Consider the following 19,279-nt stretch of genomic DNA (forward strand, 5'->3'; position numbering starts at 1 on the left):
AAGGGGTATAGTACAATCTGTACTATACCCCTATATATAAATACTAGTTTTGTCCAAAGTATCTATCTAATAATCCCTTGAAAGCTTGTCCATGTCTAGCTTCATCTTTACACATTTCATGAACTGTGTCATGGATTGCATCTAAGTTTAATTGCTTAGCTAATGTAGCTAAATCTTTCTTACCTTGGCAAGCGCCGTGTTCTGCATCAACTCTAGCTTGTAAGTTAGCTTTTGTATCAGCTACAACTACTTCTCCGATAAGTTCAGCAAATTTTGCAGCATGTTCTGCTTCTTCAAATGCTATTCTCTTATATGCTTCTGCAACTTCTGGGAATCCTTCTCTATCAGCTTGTCTTGACATTGCTAAGTACATTCCTACTTCTGTACATTCTCCTACGAAGTTAGCTTGTAATCCTTCCATAATTCTTGGATCTACATCNTATAACATGAATAATAGAATCCTTCTCTATTGTCTCAGTAGAGTAATTAGCTATTTCCTTTGTTTCTTTTAATTCACCATTTATATATTTTTCAGTAAATAAACTTATATTATATTTTGAATCCTTCGGTAATACTAAAGATGCTACAGTACTCTTATCTTTGCCATAATTAGTTGATTGTAATAATAATTCTATTACTCCTTGTACTTCTTGATTTACTATCTTAACATCACCCTCTGGTAATTTCACTCCGCTAGTACATCCTGCTAAACCTATTGTTAATGCTACTATTGTAATAATTGTTGCTACCTTTTTCATCTTCATATGTAATTCTTGCCTCCTACAAATAATATATTAATTATATCATATGTAAAATTCTTAAATATATAAATTCTGTAAACTATATATTAATAATTTATCTATATATATCTGCTGATAATTCTTCAAGTTTATGATAATCTAAAATAATATAGTAATCCTCTTCTTTATAAAGTATTCCTTTCTCACATAATTTATTTAAGGTTCTTAATAAATGTCTATAGCTTGCACCTAAAAGCTCGGAAATAATCATTAAGGTTTCATCAAATTTAAAAGATTTACTTTCTTTATTAATTCCTATAGAAATTATATAACTAGCTACCCTATTTTCTAATGGATAAAGTAAGTTAATAGTTGAGTTTTTAGAAGATCTTTTTAGTTTTTTAGCTAAAGCACTAGATAAAAAATTCATTAAATTTATATCCTTCTCATAATTATTTTTTAAAAATTTTATAGGTATTCCTATACAAATACAAGGTTCAATGGTTTCTACATTACAAGTAGCAACATCATTAGTTACTAACTCTAGATCACCCATGGTATCTAGCTCCTTATAAAAATCTAATAAAAGTACTCTTCCATTTCTAAGAGTCATATAAATCTTAGCTTTTCCTTCTACAAAGAACATAAGGTGAGTAATCTCTTCCCCCTCTTTTACTATTAACTCCTTTTCATCGTAAAAAAGCACCTCTAAATTTTCTCTAATATAGCCACTAAATATATTCTCTAAATTATGAATAGAAATATACCTATCTAATAAATCTAAATCCTTTACTTTATACATATTAACTCCTATAATAACTTAATATTTTTCACTTTACTTATCTATTATGACATATGTCATAATAGAATTTAATTACTTTATGATAAATTAATATTAAAAGATTATGGAGGAAAGAAATGTATAATTTTTTATCTTTATTAACTGGTATTTTAATAACTATAATGATAAGTTTCAATGGTATTTTATCTAACTATATTGGAAATTACTCTTCTACATTTGTAATTCATCTTGTTGGTATCATAATTTTATCTTTTATATTTCTTATAAAGAAATATAAAATTAAAGTTTCACCCAACATATCACTAATATTTTATAGTGCAGGCATTATAGGTGTATTTACAGTTTTACTTAATAACTTAAGTTTTACTAACTTAGGTGCATCATTAACAATCTCCCTTGGATTATTAGGGCAGACTATTTCATCTCTTATTATAGATTCCTTTGGTTTAATTAAAATGAGAAGAATAAAATTTGAAAAGAGGAAGCTTTTAGGAATTTCAATGATAATGGTTGGAATTACAATTATGGCATTGTTTTAAAAAGGAGGATTTATGTTTTATTTTTATATTTTATTAGCTGTACTCGCTGGAGTTTCAGTAGTTATTTCAAGAATTTTCAACTCTATAATAGCAGAAGAAATTGGTACACTACAAGGAACTTTCATTAATTACTTTACTGGCCTTGTTACTTCTTTCGTACTTTTATTAATTACTAAAGACTATGTAAATATAGATTTAAATAACTATTATACTATCCCTATTTATTCATATTTTGGCGGTATAATAGGAATATTAGTTGTTGTACTTTCAAACTATACTATACCTAGGGTTTCTTCTTTTTCCTTATCCTTATTAGTTTTTATCGGACAGCTTTCTATAGGCATTTTTATAGACTATTTTTCTAATAACGGCGTTTCTAAGAGTAAAATAATAGGGGGAGTATTTATACTTATAGGTCTATCTTATAATATGCTTTTAGATAAAAATAATTATTTAAAATCTATATCAGAAAACTAAAAGGGGTATAGTACAATCTGTACTATACCCCTATATATAAATACTAGTTTTGTCCAAAGTATCTATCTAATAATCCCTTGAAAGCTTGTCCATGTCTAGCTTCATCTTTACACATTTCATGAACTGTGTCATGGATTGCATCTAAGTTTAATTGCTTAGCTAATGTAGCTAAATCTTTCTTACCTTGGCAAGCGCCGTGTTCTGCATCAACTCTAGCTTGTAAGTTAGCTTTTGTATCAGCTACAACTACTTCTCCGATAAGTTCAGCAAATTTTGCAGCATGTTCTGCTTCTTCAAATGCTATTCTCTTATATGCTTCTGCAACTTCTGGGAATCCTTCTCTATCAGCTTGTCTTGACATTGCTAAGTACATTCCTACTTCTGTACATTCTCCTACGAAGTTAGCTTGTAATCCTTCCATAATTCTTGGATCTACATCTTTAGCTACTCCTACTCTATGTTCATCAGCCCACTTTAAATCTCCAGTTTGTTCTACGAACTTATCAGCTCCAACTTTACATACTGGACATACTTCTGGTGCGCTATCTCCTTCATGAACGTATCCACATACTGTACAAACAAATTTCTTCATAATTAAATCCTCCTAATTTCCACATCAATTTATATTTTTATTTCATTCGATGTATTTATTATATAATAATTATTATTAGTTGTAAATAGTTTTTCTCAAATTTCTAAAAAAATTTATAATCCAATATTAAATATAAAAGATAAGAGTAATACTATTTGCTCTTATCTTCACTTTATTTATAATTTCTAATTTATTGGAATATCACTATTATTTCTTACCCTATCAAAAATCTTATATGGTATCTTCAATATACTTTCTATATATTTATCCTCTATTTTCTTTGATACTAATATTACTACCTCTGCTAATATTATTGCTACAACTCCATCTAAGATAAAATGTTGCTTTATGAATAATGTAGATAAAATTATTAAAATCCCTGTAATACTTGTATAGTAAAACCATTTATTATTATCTTTAAATTTAGTAAACCTCATAATTATATATGTGTTTAAAACATGTATAGAAGGAAAACAATTAAAAGGTCTATCATTTTCATATATAATATTAACTAATTTATTTGATATTGTTGTATTTGCTACTACTGGTCTTGATATTTCTACAGGATATAAATAGTAAAATAAATAACAAATGCACATTCCTATATATATAGCTAAAAGTGCTCTTAAATACCTTTTTCTACTCTTAGATAAAATAAAAACTAATCCTAATAAAATAAAAATATACCAATATATATAAGGAAAAATAAACATTGATATAAAAGGAATTTCTTTATCTAATGTTAATGAAATATTTTTACCACTTTCAGCTAAAGAACCTGCTATAATATAGTTAAGATTAATTATTGGCAATATTATTAACCAAGTTAAATCTACCCATTTTACTTCATTTAAGCCATGCTTAAAAATAAAATTCTTAAAAACACTTCCCATATAAACTTCCCCCTATAAATAAAAACTATATATATATTTTACAATATAAAAATTATATTGTGCCTTAAATGGTTCATTATTAAGAATTTTATAAGATTCCTTGTTATTTCTTAAGAATTTCTTCTACCTTTTTCATATCTATATTTTCTTCTAACAGTCTAGCTAACTTATCTAGTTCATTTAATTTATACTCTTTATAAGATATTATTTTACTGTTAGTTTTATACATATGATTGTTATTTAATAAATAATTTATAAAACAAGTTAGAAAATCATTCTCATCAAATATTCCATGCAAATATGTACCTAGAACATTTCCCTTATTATTTATAGCTCCTGCCACTTCATTATTATTTAATCTTATAAATATATTTTCTTCATTACTTATAAAAGTTTTTCCATTATGTATTTCATAACCTGATACTTCTATATTAAAAAACTCTTTTATTTTTTTAGATACAACTTCTCCTCTAGACTGCTTAGTAACCTTTTCCTTATTAAAAACTGTTTTTATAGGTAAAAATCCAAATCCTTTTTCAGATCTTACATCCCCCTCAATTCCTAGTTCATCTTCAATACTTTCTCCAAGAATTTGATATCCACCACAAATCCCTAAAATAACTGTATTAATCTTTTCTAGTTCAACAATCTTAGAATATATCCCCCTCTTCTTTAAAAACTTTAAATCTTCTATGGTATTTTTACTACCAGGTATTATAAGCAAATTAGGATTTCCTATTTCTTTTTCATTATCAACATACCTTAAGTTTATTTCATCTAATCTACTTAACGAATTAAAATCTGTAAAATTTGACATATAGGGTAATCTAATTACCACAACATCTAGTCCATTTTTTTCTTTATTCTTATTATTAATTATTTCTGTTACACTATCTTCATCTTCTATGTCTAAATCATAATAAGGCATTGTACCTAAAACAGGGATATTAATAATTTCTTCTAATTGCTTCATTGCAGGCTTAAAAGATTCAATACTTCCTCTAAATTTATTTATAATTATTCCCTTTACTCTTTCTCTTTCTTCACTATCTAAAAGAGCTATGGTTCCTACTACTGATGCAAATACTCCACCTCTATCAATATCTGCAACTAAAATAACAGGAGAATTTGAAGCCTTAGCCATATACATGTTAGCTATATCGCTTTCCTTTAAGTTTATCTCTGCGCAGCTTCCTGATCCTTCTAAAACTACTAAATTATAATCTTTTGAAATTTCATCATATGTTTCCTTAACTACTTCTTTTAACTCCTTATTTAACTCTTTATATTTATATGAATCAATATTACACTTTACTTTTCCATTTACAATAACTTGAGTTTTCATATTTCCACTTGGCTTCAAAAGAACTGGATTCATCCAAGCTCTAGGTTTTATTTCACAAGCCTCTGCTTGAACGACCTGAGCTCTTCCCATTTCAAGACCATCCTCTGTTACGAAGGAGTTTAAAGAAATATTTAGAGCTTTAAAAGGAGCAACTTTCATCCCTTTATTTTTAAAGTATCTACAAAAAGCCGTTGCAATAGTACTTTTCCCAACAGATGAAGCTGTTCCTAAAACCATAATGCTTTTACTCATTAATAACACCTACAATATCCAAAAATCCATGTGTATCATTAGTAATAATTCCATTTTCTTTAAATTTAATTGGATATTTAAATAATGGTCCATCAAAAACAAAAGTATGATATTCTCCATTTTCTCCACATGCATCTGAACCAGCTTTCACTATATCTTCTACTACTGGCTTTGTTAATTGCTTGCCTAAAAAGTCTGTAGATAGCACATCTAATCTTACATTTTTAATTACTGTCTTAAAACCAGTATCTATAAATTCAAAAGTTAATTTTTCTCTTCCTTCTAGCCATAATGGGAAAATTGCCTCCATATTAGCTTCATCACATCTTTCTGTACACCATACTCTATGAGCTTCTAAATCAATATCTCCAAATACACAAGCTTCAGCACCCAGCTCTTTTTTCGCCTTATTTAAAGCCTTACTAAATGCATTTTTGTATTCTTCACCTTCGCATTTAACTAATAATAATGGTATATTCAATGATTTTGAAACTTCTTGTAGTAACTCTTCAGGAACTCCATGAAACCAAGTTCTTAATACTTTCTTATCTACTGTAATAAGTAATGCAACAGGTTTATGTCCTGATTCTATCATTCTATATAAAGCTAATGTACTATCTTTTCCACAACTATATGACATTACAAATTTTTTACTCATAACTTTCCTCCTAACTCCACTTTCTTAATGTTTTTACCATAAATGCCTTAATATCAATTCCATAAACCTTCTCTAAATCTTCTCCATTTAGTACTTCCTTAGTATCCCCATTATTTATTATAGAACCATCCTTCAGCATTAATACTTTATCAGCAAAGTTTTGAACTAAATTTAAATCATGTAAAACTGCAACTATTATCTTATTATTTTCTTTTGCCCAAACTTTAAGATAATCTAATATTTCTATTTGACATCTTAAATCTAGATGGTTAGTAGGTTCATCTAACAAAATCACATCTGGATCTTGAGCAAATGATCTTGCTAAGAAAACTCTTTGAAGTTGGCCTCCTGATAACTCACTTATAAGTTTATCTTTAATATCTAAAAGACCAACTTTATCTAAACTTTTATTTATTATATCTTCATCCCTTTTACTTAGCTTTGAGAATAAACCATTTAAATGAGCATATCTTCCTAATGCAACTGTCTCAAATATGGTGTATGGGAATAATATATTTGAATTTTGAGTCATTAAAGAAACCTTAGTTGCTAATTCTTTTCTTTTTAAAGTTTTTATATTTTTTCCATCTAACAATACATTTCCTTCAAAAGAAATTAAATTGGATATAGATTTTAATAAAGTACTTTTGCCACATCCATTTGGGCCAACTATACAAATATTTTCTCCTCTATCTACTTTAAAGCTAACATCTTTTACAACATTTTCTCCATTATAACCACAATATATATTTTTAATCTCTAACATTTAATCACCTACTTTGACTTTTTAAAGTATAGATATGCAAAGAATGGAGCTCCTATTATAGCTGTTACAGCTCCTACTGGAAGTTCTGAAGGTACTATAATAGTTCTAGAAATTAAATCTGTAATCACCATAAGGCATCCTCCAAAAACAACAGACATAGGAATAACATAAGAGTGTTTTGATCCAAAAACTTTTCTTACAAGGTGAGGAGCAATTAAATCTACAAAACCTATGGTTCCACTTATAGCAACAGCAGCTCCAGTTAATATTGCCACAAATAAGAAAAGATATTTTTTAACTTTTTCTGCTTCTACTCCTATTGCTTTTGCTTGTTCTTCTCCAAAAGTTAGTACATCCATTTCTTTAACAAAAGCCATAATTCCTATTGATCCAACTAAGAAAAAAGGAATTCCTGCTTTAAGATAGCTCCACCCTCTCATAGAAAATGACCCCATTTGCCATAAGGTTATAGCTTCCATTTTCTTTGTGAAAAGAGCTGTCAGTGTAGTTAATGCAGCATTAAAAAATAAGGAAAAAACCATTCCTGTCAAAATTATTGTTGTATTGGATAATTCCTTATCAACTTTATTAGCAAATAATAAAACTATAATCATGGTAAGCAAACTACATAAAAATCCAACTAGGGGTAATGAAAAGTTTCCAAGGAAGGGGATAGTCACTCCTGAAACAACTAAAAGCCCTACTCCTAGTGATGCTCCTGATGATACTCCTAATGTATACGGGGACGCTAATGGATTTTTTAATATCGATTGAACAACAGCTCCACTGGCTGCTAAAGCTCCCCCAACACAAAAAGCTAACAAAACTCTAGGTAATCTTATGTTCCATATTATTGAAACATCCTTTGCTTCTATTCCTTCTAATAAACCAGTATTAAATAATTTATGTGAAATTATAGAAATAATATCTATAATGCTAATATTGGAACTTCCTATGGAAGTTCCAATACAAATTATTAAAAATACTAATCCTAGCGATAGTATCATCAATGCTTTATTTTTTTTATCTCTATTTATACTCATTTGGATAAACAGCCTTAGCCATTTCCTTTAATGCTTTTATAACATTTTGTGAAGGTCTTGCTGAAGCATTTTTATCAACGCTATAAATTTGTCCTTCTTTAACTGCCGTTACACTATCCCAACCTTCACGATTCTTTATTTCATCAACAGCCTTAACTCCATTAATATCTGGCACATTTGTTAATATTACATCTGGATTTGCAGAAATTACTGCTTCTGGAGTAGGTGATATCCATGAATCTTCATTTGCAAATATATTTTCTGCACCTATTATTTGAATCATTTCATTCAAGAAAGTATCTTTACCACAGCTAAATAAAGATGGAGTTGAACCAATTTCGAAATATACTTTTTTCTTATTAGTTATCTTTTCTCCTACAGCTCTTATTTCTTCAACTTCCTTTTTCATATTTTCAACTATTTCTTTTCCTTGCTTTTCTGTTTTTGTTATTTCAGCGATAAAATTGATATCTCCGTATATTCCATCTATGCTATAGCTACTTGGAATATATACAACTGGAATTCCAGCATCCTTAACTAATTGGAATGGATCTTCTTCTCCAGCTTTATTATGTCCTGATGCAATAATTAAATCTGGTTCTAAAGAAATTAAAGTTTCTGCATCTGGATTTCTAAAATCAATTTGTGGTAAATCAGTATTAACACCTTCTACATCTGCTGAATACTTGTCTATTGCAACTAACTTATCAGAAAGTCCTAAAGCAACTAGCACCTCTGTGTTAGACGGTGCAGTTGATATGATTTTTTCAACTTTCTTAGGTAAAGTAAATTCATTACCTTCTCTGTCTGTCATTGTTTTTGTAGTACTACTACATCCTGCAAATAATGCTAAGGAAAACATCATAGCAAATACTACTGATAGAATTTTACTTCTTTTTTTCATTATTAATCCTCCTAATTATAATTAGGGCTATTTTGTAAATTAATATTTTTTACAAAACAAAAAAGACATACTAAGAGTATGCCCAAATACTTTTCAAATAATTTCAAGTTATAAAATACAACTCAAAACTATACTAGTATTCCCATTATCCCACCCTCAGAAGATAATAGTTTTCCCATACAAGGCAGGTCTCCCGGCTTTACTTCATCCTACTCTCTAACCTTCCCGCATTAAGCAGTGGTATTAACAGATTTCGTCCATTTCACGGTTACTGGGGTAGCTCAGGAATATACCTGATTCCCTATTAAGCTTAAAATAAGCACCTAATATAGTTATATAGCTTAAATTTTCAATACAAATTATATTTCAATTGATATAATTTGTCAATTTAAATATGCTAACTTATGACTTTTTTCAAAGTATTTATAAATATTTCATTTTCTTCTCTAGTTCTAACTGCAATCCTATAATAGTTTTTATCTAATCCATTATAGTTGCTACAACTCCTTATAATAATATTTCTTTTCATTAATTCATACTTTAAATCTATATCTTTTTTTAATTTAAACATTATAAAATTAACAGATGGTTTAAATATCTTAACATCATTAAACTTACATAACTCTTTAAATAAATATTTTTTTTCTTCTTCAATATATGCTGTAGATTTTGAAATATACTCTTTATCATTTAAAGAATTTATAGCTGCTACTTCTGCTAAAATATTTATATTCCAAGGTACAGAAATAGATTGTATTTTATTTATAATATCCATATTATTAGATATTCCATATCCTATTCTAATGCCTGGTATTGCAAACAACTTAGTTAAAGATTTAATAATAAAAATATTATCATAATCCTTTAATAAACTAACTAAAGAATACTTATCTGAACTTTTTATAAAATCTAAAAATGATTCATCTATTGCCACAATAGTTTTAGTTTCCTTTGCTTTTTCTATAATACTTAAAAGTATATCCTTTTTTGTAATAACTCCTGTTGGATTATTAGGATTACAAATAAAAACTATATCTATATCTTCATTAATAAAGCTTAAAATATCCTTATCAATTGACCAATCATTCTCTTCTTTTAAATAATAATATTCAATATTACTATTTACACTTAAGCTAGCTTCTTCATATTCACTAAAGGTAGGTGCTGGAATTAACACCTTTTTAGGATTTACAGCTCTTACTAAATTAAATATTATTTCAGCAGCACCATTTCCTAGAACTAAATTACTATAATCAATATCTTCAAAGTTACCAATAGCAGATTTTAAATTATAATAAGTAATATCAGGATATTTTTCTACTTTATCTAAAGCATCAATAATAGCTTTTTTCACTTTTTCATTTACACCTAATGGATTTATATTAGCTGAAAAATCTATTAACTTTTCTTTATCTAAATTAAATTTTCTTGATAATTCTTCTAGATTTCCACCATGAACAGCTTTACTCATATTAAAATCTCCTATAATAAAGTTAAAAGCATAGAAATTAAATAACTAAAAAAGGCTACTAAATATAAAATTTTATTAGTATTATATACATCATTTATTTCTATTTTCTTTAATTCATCACCAATAGTTGGCTTTTCTACTAACTTACCAAAGTAATAATTTGCCCCACCTAATCTTAAACCTAAGGCTCCTGCAACTGCTGCCTCTGGGTGTGCACTATTTGGACTACTATGATTATTTTTATCTCTCTTATAAATCCTATAAGAATTTTTATATTCCATCTTTAATATAAAGGATGCTAGTACTATTAAATATCCTGTAAGCCTCGCTGGTATAAAATTAAATACATCATCTAACTTTGCTGGGAAAAATCCAAATTCCTTATATTTATCATTTTTATATCCAAACATAGAATCCATTGTATTTACAGCCTTATAAACAAAAGCAAAAGGAACTCCAAAAAGACCTACATAAAATATTGGAGCAACTACTCCATCTGACATATTTTCTGCAATAGTTTCTACTACTGCCCTTAAAATCCCCTCTTTATCTAAGGATTTTGTATCTCTTCCAACTATATATGAAAGCTGCTTCCTTGCACCTTCTATATCTTCCTTTAATAAAAATTTTATTACCTTTAATCCCTCTACCTTTAAAGCCTTTGTTGATATAGTGAAGTAAAACATTATGCCGCTAATTATTATTCCAAGAATAAAATTAGTTCTAAAACTAATCTTTAATATAAATTCACTTACTAAAAAAACTATTAAAACTACAGAAATCCAAGTTAATAATCCAGCTAACTTTAATGACTCCTTTAATATTCTTCTAAATAAAGATTCTAACTTACTACATAAACTTCCTATTAATCTAATAGGATGAATTGGATTTTGAGGATCACCAATTATTAAATCTAATAAAAAACCTATAGTTAATTCTTTCATTTACTTCTTCCTAACTTCTATTTTTTTAATTCCTTAACTTCTTTAATTTTAAAGTTATCTTCTAAAATTTCTACTACAATTTTATAGCCTTCACCACACTTTGGTTGCCAGCTATAAAAATTCTTACTATTATCATAAAATTCTTCTAATATGGTTCCTATAGTTCCTCCATGAGAAACAACTAAAACATCTTTTAAATTTTCTTTTTTAATAGTACTTATAAAAGATTCAAATTCTTCTTTTATTCTTTTTTTATATGTATTTTTACTTTCACCATTTGGACAAGATACTATGCCTTCGTTATCCATTATCCAATTTATATAATCTTTATTTTCTTTTAAATCTTCATAAGACTTCATTTCAAAGTCACCAAAATCATATTCAAAAAATCCTTTTAACTCTATATATTTTTCATTTTCATATAAAATATTAAAAGTTTCATTAGCTCTTTTTGCTCCACTAGTAAAATATTTTTCACAGTTTGGATAATCAATTTTGCTTTTTAATTTCTCAATTTCCTTAATTCCTATATCACTTAAAGGTAAATCCGTTTTACCACAGTATAACTTTCTTTCATTTGCTAAGGTTTTTCCATGACGAATTAAATATATAATAATATTACTCACTTTTAATCACCATTGGTATTCCACAAAAAACTCTAAAAACTTCACTAGAGTTTTTACTTATATATTGAAGACATTTTCCATTACTTTCTCTCCATGTTCTATCCTCTTTTTTTAAAGGAACAATACCTTCTGATATATCATCGCTAATAATTATTTTATCTTTAAATAACTCTTTATTTTCAATAATAAATTGCAATAAATTCTTATTTTCTAAAGAAAATTTATATGTAAGCTTATGAAATTTATTAATTACCTTCTTTGAATAATCTATATTCAAATCTTTTAAATCATCGTTAACATTAAAAATATCATCATTCGAAATATTAAATTTTTCTTTTACAAAGTCTAACTTTCCATTATAGGCTCCCCCAAATACTAATATCATATATTTCACTCCAAACTATATAATAGATAAACATAATATACCAACAACTTCTGCTATTACAAGTCCATATCCTGCACTATCCCCTGACATTCCTCCAAGTTCCTTTGTACTTTTATTTACCGATAGTATTGCAGAAATTATCATAAATATAGGTACTAAACTAGCTTTTACATTAAGTAAAATAATCATTGAAATTGAAGCTGCTATTAAAAACACATAAAGTATATAAATATCTAATTTCCCGGTACCCTTTTTAAAATAAGAGCCTAAAGAGCTTTCCTTCATGGTCTCTTTTTTAAGTAGCATAATTGCCATAAGACTTCTTGATATAATAGGAACTAAAATAATCCCAATAATATTAGTTTTACTATCAATTAATGTATATGTTGCTGCAAAATCTATAAGAAATAAAATTCCTAAAGATATAACAGCAAAAGCACCTGTATTTGGATCTTTAAGTATTCTTATTTTTTCCTTTTGATCTCTTCTAGATAATAAGGCATCACAAACATCCATATATCCATCTAAGTGTAACATTCCAGTTATAATAAATGGAGTTATCATTGTAAAAGTAGCAATTAAAATAGTAGATAAATTAAAATAATCTACTATGCTATATACAAGGTAATTAATTAATCCAACAACTAAACCAACTATTGGATATAGCTTCATCATATGCTTAACAGCTTCATCTCTCCAAGCTTTATAAGGCATTGGTATTATAGTAAACATACTTATCGCCATTAAAAAGCCACTAAATAAATTTTTCATTTAAATCCCTCACATAATTTTCACCTTTATGAATTATTTCATTATTAAAGGAATACTCAATAACTACATCTGCTATTTTAGCTAAAGCTATATTAAGCTTTCCAATTTCTCTTCTAAAGGTCTCTGTATAGTCATCATAAATAATCCCATCACTAAATAAATAATCTGTAACTATGACTACATTATTTATTTTCTTTGTTAATACTTCTATTTCCGAATATATTTTATCGTTAACCTTCGGTATAAAACTATTATCTTTAAACATTTCATTAGTTACTAGAGAGGTTATACTATCAATTAATATAGTATCATTTTTATTAATAGAATTTTCTAGTTCACTTATATTTACTTCCTTTTCAATAGTTATAAACCCCCAACCTCTCCTATCTTCTATATGGTTTTCTATTCTTTTTAAATCTTCATTATCATAAGGCTTCATAGTTGCAATATAATATAAGTTCCCATTATCATTATATAAGCTTTTTGCATATCTTTGCCCAGCCATGGATTTTCCACTTTTTGATCCACCAACTAATAAAATTATCATAATTTCTAACCTCTTTTACTTTGTATCCACTATATAATTTTCCTTGCCTCTAACTTCTTCTAAATAACTTGGATCTATTTCTGCTTCACTAAAGGTAGCCATATTATTCATCATAGCACAGGCATAACTAACTACAGAAAAGGCAATTGGGCATCCACTTCCCTCTCCTAATCTCATATCTAAATTAAGCATAGGCTCTAAATCAATTTCATTCATAGCAATAATATATCCTAACTCCTTAGAAAGGTGGGAAGAAATCAAATATTCTCTAACATATGGACATAGTCTTGTTGCAACTAAAGCTGCTACTGCTGATATAAAACCATCTATAACTACTGGCACTTTATAATAAGCACAGCCTAGAAAAACCCCAACCATTCCAGCTAAATCAAAGCCTCCAACTTTAGCTACTATATCAATTGGATCATCTATTTTAGGTGAATTTATTTCTATAGCTCTTTTTACAATATCTTTTTTCTTTTCAAAAGCTTCCTTTGTAAGACCTCCGCCTTTACCTACAACATCATTAATATTACAATTTAATAATGAAGCTAAAACAGCACTACTGGTAGTTGTGTTTCCTATGCCCATTTCCCCAACACCAACTATATCATAACCTTTTTCTTTAACTTCCCTAACCATATCAATTCCAATATATATGGCCTTTAAAGCTTCCTCATAACTCATAGCTGGACCTTTTGCAATATTATAAGTTCCTTTTCTTATTTTTTTATTTATAGCTCCAGGAATTTCTCCATCACAATTAACTCCAATATCAACGACAAATAAATCAGCATTATTTTCCTTTGCTAAAACTGCAACTCCAGTAAGCCCCTTAGAAAAATTAATTGTTTGAGCTAAAGTGACATATTGGGGTGCTGATGAAACTCCCTCTTCTACTACTCCATTATCAGAAGATAAAATAATAATACATTTTTTATTTATATTATTTTTTATTTTTCCTGTTATTCCAGCTAACTTAACGGATATATCCTCTAATTTTCCAAGACTACCCAAAGGTTTAGCTAAAGAATCAACTCTGTTTTTAGCTTCTAATATTGCTAATTCATTTACTTTTTCTATATTGTTTATTAAATTAAAAACTTCTCTTTTATATATCATTTAATCACCTAATTAATTTCTTCTTTTTTTGTTATAATATATTAATTTCTAACTAAAAGTCAATAAATCCATCTTTTCCACAAAATAAAAAACCCATAGCTAAATTAATTAAACTATGAGCTCTAAAAGTTTTCATATATATCTTTTATTATTTTTATTTCTTGAGTTTTGGGAAATATATTATTTCTACATTTAATTTTTAATTTTATAACTTTGAATTTATTATTTAATAATATATCTAAATTTTTAATATCCTTATGTACATCAATAGGAAGAATTTTCACTTCTTTATTCTCTGATAAATCTATAATTTCACAACTAACAATATCATTTCCATCTAATGGATATACTATATTCTTAATTGAAACATAATCTTTAAATTTATAAATAAATTCCCTTGAATATAAATCATTATGTTTTTTTAAATATATGCTTTCTTCATTATCTATATAAAAAGTATTATCTCTATCTGTATATTTATTCGCTATTTTTTTTAATTTATCAATACTATCACTAGAAATTTTAAAGAACTCACTATAATTAAAAAAATCTTCATATACTACTGTAGTTGATAGAATATCATCTATTTCAATACAATCCATATTAAGCCTCCTTTAATTTTACATTAAGCCTAAAATTTACCCTAATTATAACAATTTATCTTATACTTATATTTTCGTATGAATATTAGTAATTTAAAAGTCCTATCTTCCCATATAAAGGTCATAAAATAACAGGACAAAAGTCCTATATTGCATATTTATTGATTAATATAAAAATTATTAGCATTTTTGTATTGATATCCAAAAATATTATTATACTTACCTTTACAATTGTTATCCTTTTTAATGTATGTTAAATTCAACTTATAATGGTCTTAAAGGGGTGCAGTTTATGAAAAAGAAGAAAATAATTTATCCATTAATTTCAATAATACTAATAGCTTTTATAGCAATATTAACTAAATATCTATATAAAAATAGTAACGGTTTTGAAGACAAACCATTTTCTTGGGACAACCTATCTCTTTATTTTGTTATGACTGATAGATTTTATGATGGTGATAAATCCAATAATAACTCTTATGGTCGTCTATCTATTGATACTAAGGGTTCTACAAATGGTACTTTTCATGGTGGTGATCTTAAAGGATTAACAAAAAAATTAAAGGATGGGTATTTTAATGACTTGGGGATAAATGCTATTTGGATAACTTCACCTGTGGAACAAATTCACGGTTTTATATCTGGTGATAATTCCGGCTCATTTGCTCATTATGGCTATCATGGCTACTATACTTTAGATTGGACATCCATAGATAAAAATATGGGAACTGTAGAAGATATGAGAGAATTTGTTGATACTGCACATTCTAAAGGTATTAGGGTTGTTTTAGATGTAGTTATAAATCATACTGGTTATTCAACCTTACAAGATATGGCTGATTATGATTTTAAGCCATTAAAAAATTCATCAATTGATATTTCCAATTGGCAACCTAGTAATAGTGAAACCTATGATACTTACAATAAAACTATTGTAGATTATAATGGGCATGAAGAAGAATGGGCAAAATGGTGGGGAAAGGATTGGATTAGAGCTGGGCTTCCAGGGTACACTTCCGGAGGAAGTAATGATATAAATATGAATCTTTCTGGACTTCCCGATATTAAAACAGAGTCTAAGGAAGCAGTTGATATTCCTCCAATTTTAAAAACTAAATGGGAAAAAGATAATACTGAAAATAATGAAGATTGGATAGTTCCTTCTGCTTTAAAATACAGAACAAACTTAAATGTTGATCCGTCAACCTATATAATAAAATGGTTGTCTTCATGGGTTGAAGAATTTGGTATAGATGGATTTAGATGTGATACTGCAAAGCATATAGATATATATAGATGGAAAGAGTTAAAAGATGAATGCAATAAAGCCTTATCAACTTGGAGAGAAAACAATCCAAATAAAGCTGGTGCTAATTGGAGTGATGATTTTTGGATGACAGGTGAGGTTTTTGGACAAGGTTTAGAAAAAAATGAATACTATAACAACGGCTTCGATTCTATTATTAATTTTACGTTTCCTAAAAGTGATAACTTAGATTATATTGAAGAAATCTATTCCGAATATGCTAAAAAAATAAATAGTGATGATAAATTTAATGTTTTAAGTTATATTTCTTCTCATGACACAGGATTAACTAGAGGAAATACGATAAATCTTGGTACAAAACTCTTGTTATCTCCTGGTGGAATAGAAATATATTATGGAGATGAATCAAATAGAAAAGCATCAACTAACACTATAACAACAGCAAAGGACCAACCTTCTAGATCAGATATGAATTGGGATAGTTTAGATAAGGATACTTTATCTCATTGGCAAAAAATCGGACAATTTAGAGCTAAACATATTTCAATAGGTGCTGGAGAACATAAAATAATACAAACTTCTCCTTATACCTTTTGTAGAACTTATGATAAAAATACTATAAATGATAAGGTAGTTATAGCTACTGAAGTAACTAATGAATGTGAAATAGATGTTTCTTCTCTTTGGGAAGACAATACAAAAATTAAAGATTTCTATACTAATAAGAAATATACTGTAAAAAACGGAAAAATAACAGTAAAACCTGATAAAAATGGGGTAGTATTATTAGAAGAAGTAAAATAAGTGCTGTGGCACATTTTTAGGGACAGGAGTTGTTTTTGTATTTATATAAAACTAACTTCTGTCCCTATATTTTAAACTTTAATTTACTATGTCATATATAGCAAATTAAAGTTTAATAACTTCCTTTATAGCTTCTACTACTCCATTTTCATTGTTGCTTTTAGCAATAAAATTAGATACTTTTTTTAAATCTTCATGTGCATTTTCCATAGCATAACTATAATAAGCTTTACCCATCATTTCTAAATCATTTAAATAGTCTCCAAATACCATAGTTTCTTTTGGAGTTATATCAAATAAATCTTGAACCTTTTCAATAGCTACACCTTTATTAACTCCCTTTGCAGTAATATCTAACCATAGTTCTCCTGAAACTGTTACTTGTAGCTTGTCCCAATATTCTTTATAATAATTGTTACTATTAAATTCTGATCCTGAAAAATCACAAATAGTTACTTTTAAGATATCATCCTCTACTTTAGTTAAATCATCTACTATTTCATATCTTTCATAATATTTTTTAGTTTCTTTAACTAATCTTTCATCTCTACTTTCTATGTAAGCTGACGTTTTCCCACAAACAATTACATAGGAATTATCTATATTTCTCCCTATTTTTATAAGTTCCCTTGCAACATCTCTATCTAAAGAATTAACTAATATTTCTTTTCCTTTGTATACTACAAAAGTTCCATTTTCAGCTATAAACATAATATCATCGTTTATTTTTTCAAATCTATTTAATAAATTATAATATTGTCTTCCACTTGCTGCTGCAAATATTATATTTTTTTCTTTTAACTTATTAAATACTTCAAAAAATTCTTCATTTATTTCATTATTACTATTTAATAAAGTTCCATCCATATCACTTGCTATTAATTTTATCATAACTAATTCCTTTCTTATTATAATTAATATAATACTTTAACTTTAGTTTGACTTAAACTTTTTAAAATTTCTTCATTAGGTTTCGTATCCGTTATAATATATTGAATGTCATCTAATTTTGAAAATCTATACGATCCATCCTTATAAAACTTTTCATTGTCTCCTAATAAATAAGTAATCTTGCTAGATTTTATAATCGCTTTTTTTGTTTCAGCTTCATCTAAGTTGAAATTACTTATGAAATCATCTTCTATATTTATTCCTCCAACCCCTATAAAGGCCTTATCTATTTTAAATTTCTTTATCTCTTCAATAGAAAAAGCCCCCACTGTTCCCCCAAGTTTTTTATTATAATTTCCACCTATTTGAATTATATCTATATTATCATTGTAATCAAAATCCATAGCTATTCTGCACATATTAGTTATTAAGGTTATCTTCTTATCAAAATTTCCCATCATATTTGAAACCATATAATTAGTGCTAGAAATATCTAAAAATATAACATCATTTTCTTCTATTTGATCAATTACTATTTTTGCTATACTTTGCTTTTCATCTAAGTTTTTTATAACCCTAGATGAAGTTCCTTCATCATGAACTATTTTTCTTTCTAAAATGGCTCCCCCATACGTCCTCTTGATATTAGCATACTTTTCAAGTTTACTTAAATCCTTACGTATCATTCCTTCAGATACATTAAATCTTTTACTTAACTCTTTTACTTTAACCTTACCATCTCTTTTGAGTAAATATAATATATCCTCTAGTCTTTCTTCCATGAACAACACTAACACCTCCTAACAGTCATTTATTATCGTTTGTTATTATTTAT

Annotated in this window: 21 protein-coding genes, 1 pseudogene and 1 riboswitch; of the genes and pseudogenes, 3 read left to right on the forward strand and 19 right to left on the reverse strand. The window is 27.4% G+C overall.

Features of this window, described 5'->3' with window-relative positions:
* Window positions 1-43 precede the first annotated feature (43 nt).
* Window positions 44-439 (reverse strand): annotated as a pseudogene (locus tag BN6774_RS14420) (ferritin-like domain-containing protein); the annotation flags it as partial.
* A gap of 416 nt (window positions 440-855) precedes the next feature.
* Window positions 856-1,542, reverse strand: a complete 687-nt coding sequence (locus BN6774_RS14430) for a cyclic nucleotide-binding domain-containing protein (RefSeq protein WP_066894990.1) — start codon at window positions 1,540-1,542, stop codon at window positions 856-858.
* A 116-nt stretch (window positions 1,543-1,658) separates the two neighbouring features.
* On the opposite strand from BN6774_RS14430, the gene BN6774_RS14435 reads away from it, so the two are divergent.
* Entirely contained in the window at window positions 1,659-2,081 is a 423-nt protein-coding gene (locus BN6774_RS14435; RefSeq protein WP_066894992.1) for a DMT family transporter, read from the forward strand.
* A gap of 12 nt (window positions 2,082-2,093) precedes the next feature.
* Window positions 2,094-2,558, forward strand: a complete 465-nt coding sequence (locus BN6774_RS14440) for a DMT family transporter (RefSeq protein WP_066894994.1) — start codon at window positions 2,094-2,096, stop codon at window positions 2,556-2,558.
* 43 nt (window positions 2,559-2,601) lie between these two features.
* Here the strand turns inward: BN6774_RS14440 and BN6774_RS14445 are convergent, their stop codons facing one another.
* From BN6774_RS14445 to BN6774_RS14515, 15 genes are all read right to left on the reverse strand, one after another.
* Window positions 2,602-3,150, reverse strand: a complete 549-nt coding sequence (locus BN6774_RS14445) for an NADH peroxidase (protein ID WP_066894996.1) — start codon at window positions 3,148-3,150, stop codon at window positions 2,602-2,604.
* A gap of 185 nt (window positions 3,151-3,335) precedes the next feature.
* Window positions 3,336-4,043, reverse strand: a complete 708-nt coding sequence (locus tag BN6774_RS14450) for a phosphatase PAP2 family protein (protein ID WP_066894998.1) — start codon at window positions 4,041-4,043, stop codon at window positions 3,336-3,338.
* A 103-nt stretch (window positions 4,044-4,146) separates the two neighbouring features.
* Window positions 4,147-5,640 (reverse strand): cobyric acid synthase, encoded by a 1,494-nt coding sequence (locus BN6774_RS14455; RefSeq protein WP_066895000.1) that lies wholly within the window; start codon window positions 5,638-5,640, stop codon window positions 4,147-4,149.
* Window positions 5,633-6,298: a Dph6-related ATP pyrophosphatase gene (locus BN6774_RS14460; RefSeq protein WP_066895003.1), complete on the reverse strand. Its 666-nt coding sequence runs from the start codon at window positions 6,296-6,298 to the stop codon at window positions 5,633-5,635. Before BN6774_RS14460 ends, BN6774_RS14455 begins: the two co-directional genes overlap by 8 nt.
* A 10-nt stretch (window positions 6,299-6,308) precedes the next feature.
* Window positions 6,309-7,064 carry an ABC transporter ATP-binding protein gene (locus BN6774_RS14465; protein ID WP_066895005.1) on the reverse strand — a complete coding sequence of 252 codons (756 nt, stop codon included), beginning with the start codon at window positions 7,062-7,064 and terminating at the stop codon, window positions 6,309-6,311.
* Between the two features lie 8 nt (window positions 7,065-7,072).
* Window positions 7,073-8,107, reverse strand: coding sequence for a FecCD family ABC transporter permease (locus BN6774_RS14470; RefSeq protein ID WP_066895007.1), 1,035 nt, complete (start codon window positions 8,105-8,107; stop codon window positions 7,073-7,075).
* Window positions 8,094-9,011 (reverse strand): ABC transporter substrate-binding protein, encoded by a 918-nt coding sequence (locus tag BN6774_RS14475; protein WP_066895009.1) that lies wholly within the window; start codon window positions 9,009-9,011, stop codon window positions 8,094-8,096. The genes BN6774_RS14470 and BN6774_RS14475 overlap by 14 nt, the downstream gene beginning before the upstream one ends.
* 166 nt (window positions 9,012-9,177) lie before the next feature.
* Window positions 9,178-9,353: riboswitch (cobalamin riboswitch) on the reverse strand.
* A 55-nt stretch (window positions 9,354-9,408) separates the two neighbouring features.
* Entirely contained in the window at window positions 9,409-10,482 is a 1,074-nt protein-coding gene (cobD, locus tag BN6774_RS14480) for a threonine-phosphate decarboxylase CobD (protein WP_066895010.1), read from the reverse strand.
* 11 nt (window positions 10,483-10,493) lie between these two features.
* Window positions 10,494-11,426 carry a cobalamin biosynthesis protein gene (locus tag BN6774_RS14485; protein WP_066895012.1) on the reverse strand — a complete coding sequence of 311 codons (933 nt, stop codon included), beginning with the start codon at window positions 11,424-11,426 and terminating at the stop codon, window positions 10,494-10,496.
* 17 nt (window positions 11,427-11,443) lie between these two features.
* Complete coding sequence (locus BN6774_RS14490; RefSeq protein ID WP_066895015.1) at window positions 11,444-12,052, reverse strand: histidine phosphatase family protein; 609 nt, start codon at window positions 12,050-12,052, stop codon at window positions 11,444-11,446.
* Complete coding sequence (locus BN6774_RS14495; RefSeq protein WP_066895017.1) at window positions 12,045-12,437, reverse strand: bifunctional adenosylcobinamide kinase/adenosylcobinamide-phosphate guanylyltransferase; 393 nt, start codon at window positions 12,435-12,437, stop codon at window positions 12,045-12,047. The genes BN6774_RS14490 and BN6774_RS14495 overlap by 8 nt, the downstream gene beginning before the upstream one ends.
* A 15-nt stretch (window positions 12,438-12,452) precedes the next feature.
* Complete coding sequence (locus BN6774_RS14500) at window positions 12,453-13,208, reverse strand: adenosylcobinamide-GDP ribazoletransferase (RefSeq protein WP_066895019.1); 756 nt, start codon at window positions 13,206-13,208, stop codon at window positions 12,453-12,455.
* Entirely contained in the window at window positions 13,192-13,755 is a 564-nt protein-coding gene (locus BN6774_RS14505; RefSeq protein WP_066895021.1) for a bifunctional adenosylcobinamide kinase/adenosylcobinamide-phosphate guanylyltransferase, read from the reverse strand. Before BN6774_RS14505 ends, BN6774_RS14500 begins: the two co-directional genes overlap by 17 nt.
* 15 nt (window positions 13,756-13,770) lie before the next feature.
* Window positions 13,771-14,877 (reverse strand): nicotinate-nucleotide--dimethylbenzimidazole phosphoribosyltransferase, encoded by a 1,107-nt coding sequence (cobT, locus tag BN6774_RS14510; RefSeq protein ID WP_066895023.1) that lies wholly within the window; start codon window positions 14,875-14,877, stop codon window positions 13,771-13,773.
* A 122-nt stretch (window positions 14,878-14,999) separates the two neighbouring features.
* Window positions 15,000-15,479 carry a hypothetical protein gene (locus tag BN6774_RS14515; RefSeq protein WP_066895026.1) on the reverse strand — a complete coding sequence of 160 codons (480 nt, stop codon included), beginning with the start codon at window positions 15,477-15,479 and terminating at the stop codon, window positions 15,000-15,002.
* A gap of 292 nt (window positions 15,480-15,771) precedes the next feature.
* On the opposite strand from BN6774_RS14515, the gene BN6774_RS14520 reads away from it, so the two are divergent.
* A complete protein-coding gene (locus BN6774_RS14520; RefSeq protein ID WP_066895028.1) occupies window positions 15,772-17,553 on the forward strand; it encodes an alpha-amylase family glycosyl hydrolase in 1,782 nt (593 codons plus the stop codon).
* A gap of 105 nt (window positions 17,554-17,658) precedes the next feature.
* Here the strand turns inward: BN6774_RS14520 and BN6774_RS14525 are convergent, their stop codons facing one another.
* Window positions 17,659-18,444: an HAD family hydrolase gene (locus tag BN6774_RS14525; RefSeq protein WP_066895030.1), complete on the reverse strand. Its 786-nt coding sequence runs from the start codon at window positions 18,442-18,444 to the stop codon at window positions 17,659-17,661.
* A gap of 23 nt (window positions 18,445-18,467) precedes the next feature.
* Window positions 18,468-19,226 (reverse strand): DeoR/GlpR family DNA-binding transcription regulator, encoded by a 759-nt coding sequence (locus tag BN6774_RS14530; protein WP_235829622.1) that lies wholly within the window; start codon window positions 19,224-19,226, stop codon window positions 18,468-18,470.
* Window positions 19,227-19,279 lie beyond the last annotated feature (53 nt).

This window comes from Clostridium nigeriense, from assembly GCF_900086595.1.
Lineage (GTDB): Bacteria > Bacillota > Clostridia > Clostridiales > Clostridiaceae > Clostridium > Clostridium nigeriense.

Excerpts from the sequence above, each read along its gene's own strand:
- BN6774_RS14465 (WP_066895005.1), bottom strand. The coding sequence starts at position 7,064 with ATGTTAGAGATTAAAAATATATATTGTGGTTATAATGGAGAAAATGTT.
- BN6774_RS14440 (WP_066894994.1), top strand. The coding sequence starts at position 2,094 with ATGTTTTATTTTTATATTTTATTAGCTGTACTCGCTGGAGTTTCAGTA.
- BN6774_RS14520 (WP_066895028.1), top strand. The coding sequence starts at position 15,772 with ATGAAAAAGAAGAAAATAATTTATCCATTAATTTCAATAATACTAATA.
- BN6774_RS14515 (WP_066895026.1), bottom strand. The coding sequence starts at position 15,479 with ATGGATTGTATTGAAATAGATGATATTCTATCAACTACAGTAGTATAT.
- BN6774_RS14435 (WP_066894992.1), top strand. The coding sequence starts at position 1,659 with ATGTATAATTTTTTATCTTTATTAACTGGTATTTTAATAACTATAATG.
- BN6774_RS14445 (WP_066894996.1), bottom strand. The coding sequence starts at position 3,150 with ATGAAGAAATTTGTTTGTACAGTATGTGGATACGTTCATGAAGGAGAT.
- BN6774_RS14500 (WP_066895019.1), bottom strand. The coding sequence starts at position 13,208 with ATGAAAAATTTATTTAGTGGCTTTTTAATGGCGATAAGTATGTTTACT.
- BN6774_RS14470 (WP_066895007.1), bottom strand. The coding sequence starts at position 8,107 with ATGAGTATAAATAGAGATAAAAAAAATAAAGCATTGATGATACTATCG.
- BN6774_RS14485 (WP_066895012.1), bottom strand. The coding sequence starts at position 11,426 with ATGAAAGAATTAACTATAGGTTTTTTATTAGATTTAATAATTGGTGAT.
- BN6774_RS14505 (WP_066895021.1), bottom strand. The coding sequence starts at position 13,755 with ATGATAATTTTATTAGTTGGTGGATCAAAAAGTGGAAAATCCATGGCT.
- BN6774_RS14530 (WP_235829622.1), bottom strand. The coding sequence starts at position 19,226 with ATGGAAGAAAGACTAGAGGATATATTATATTTACTCAAAAGAGATGGT.
- cobT (WP_066895023.1), bottom strand. The coding sequence starts at position 14,877 with ATGATATATAAAAGAGAAGTTTTTAATTTAATAAACAATATAGAAAAA.
- BN6774_RS14525 (WP_066895030.1), bottom strand. The coding sequence starts at position 18,444 with ATGATAAAATTAATAGCAAGTGATATGGATGGAACTTTATTAAATAGT.
- BN6774_RS14495 (WP_066895017.1), bottom strand. The coding sequence starts at position 12,437 with ATGATATTAGTATTTGGGGGAGCCTATAATGGAAAGTTAGACTTTGTA.
- BN6774_RS14430 (WP_066894990.1), bottom strand. The coding sequence starts at position 1,542 with ATGTATAAAGTAAAGGATTTAGATTTATTAGATAGGTATATTTCTATT.
- BN6774_RS14450 (WP_066894998.1), bottom strand. The coding sequence starts at position 4,043 with ATGGGAAGTGTTTTTAAGAATTTTATTTTTAAGCATGGCTTAAATGAA.
- cobD (WP_066895010.1), bottom strand. The coding sequence starts at position 10,482 with ATGAGTAAAGCTGTTCATGGTGGAAATCTAGAAGAATTATCAAGAAAA.
- BN6774_RS14475 (WP_066895009.1), bottom strand. The coding sequence starts at position 9,011 with ATGAAAAAAAGAAGTAAAATTCTATCAGTAGTATTTGCTATGATGTTT.
- BN6774_RS14455 (WP_066895000.1), bottom strand. The coding sequence starts at position 5,640 with ATGAGTAAAAGCATTATGGTTTTAGGAACAGCTTCATCTGTTGGGAAA.
- BN6774_RS14460 (WP_066895003.1), bottom strand. The coding sequence starts at position 6,298 with ATGAGTAAAAAATTTGTAATGTCATATAGTTGTGGAAAAGATAGTACA.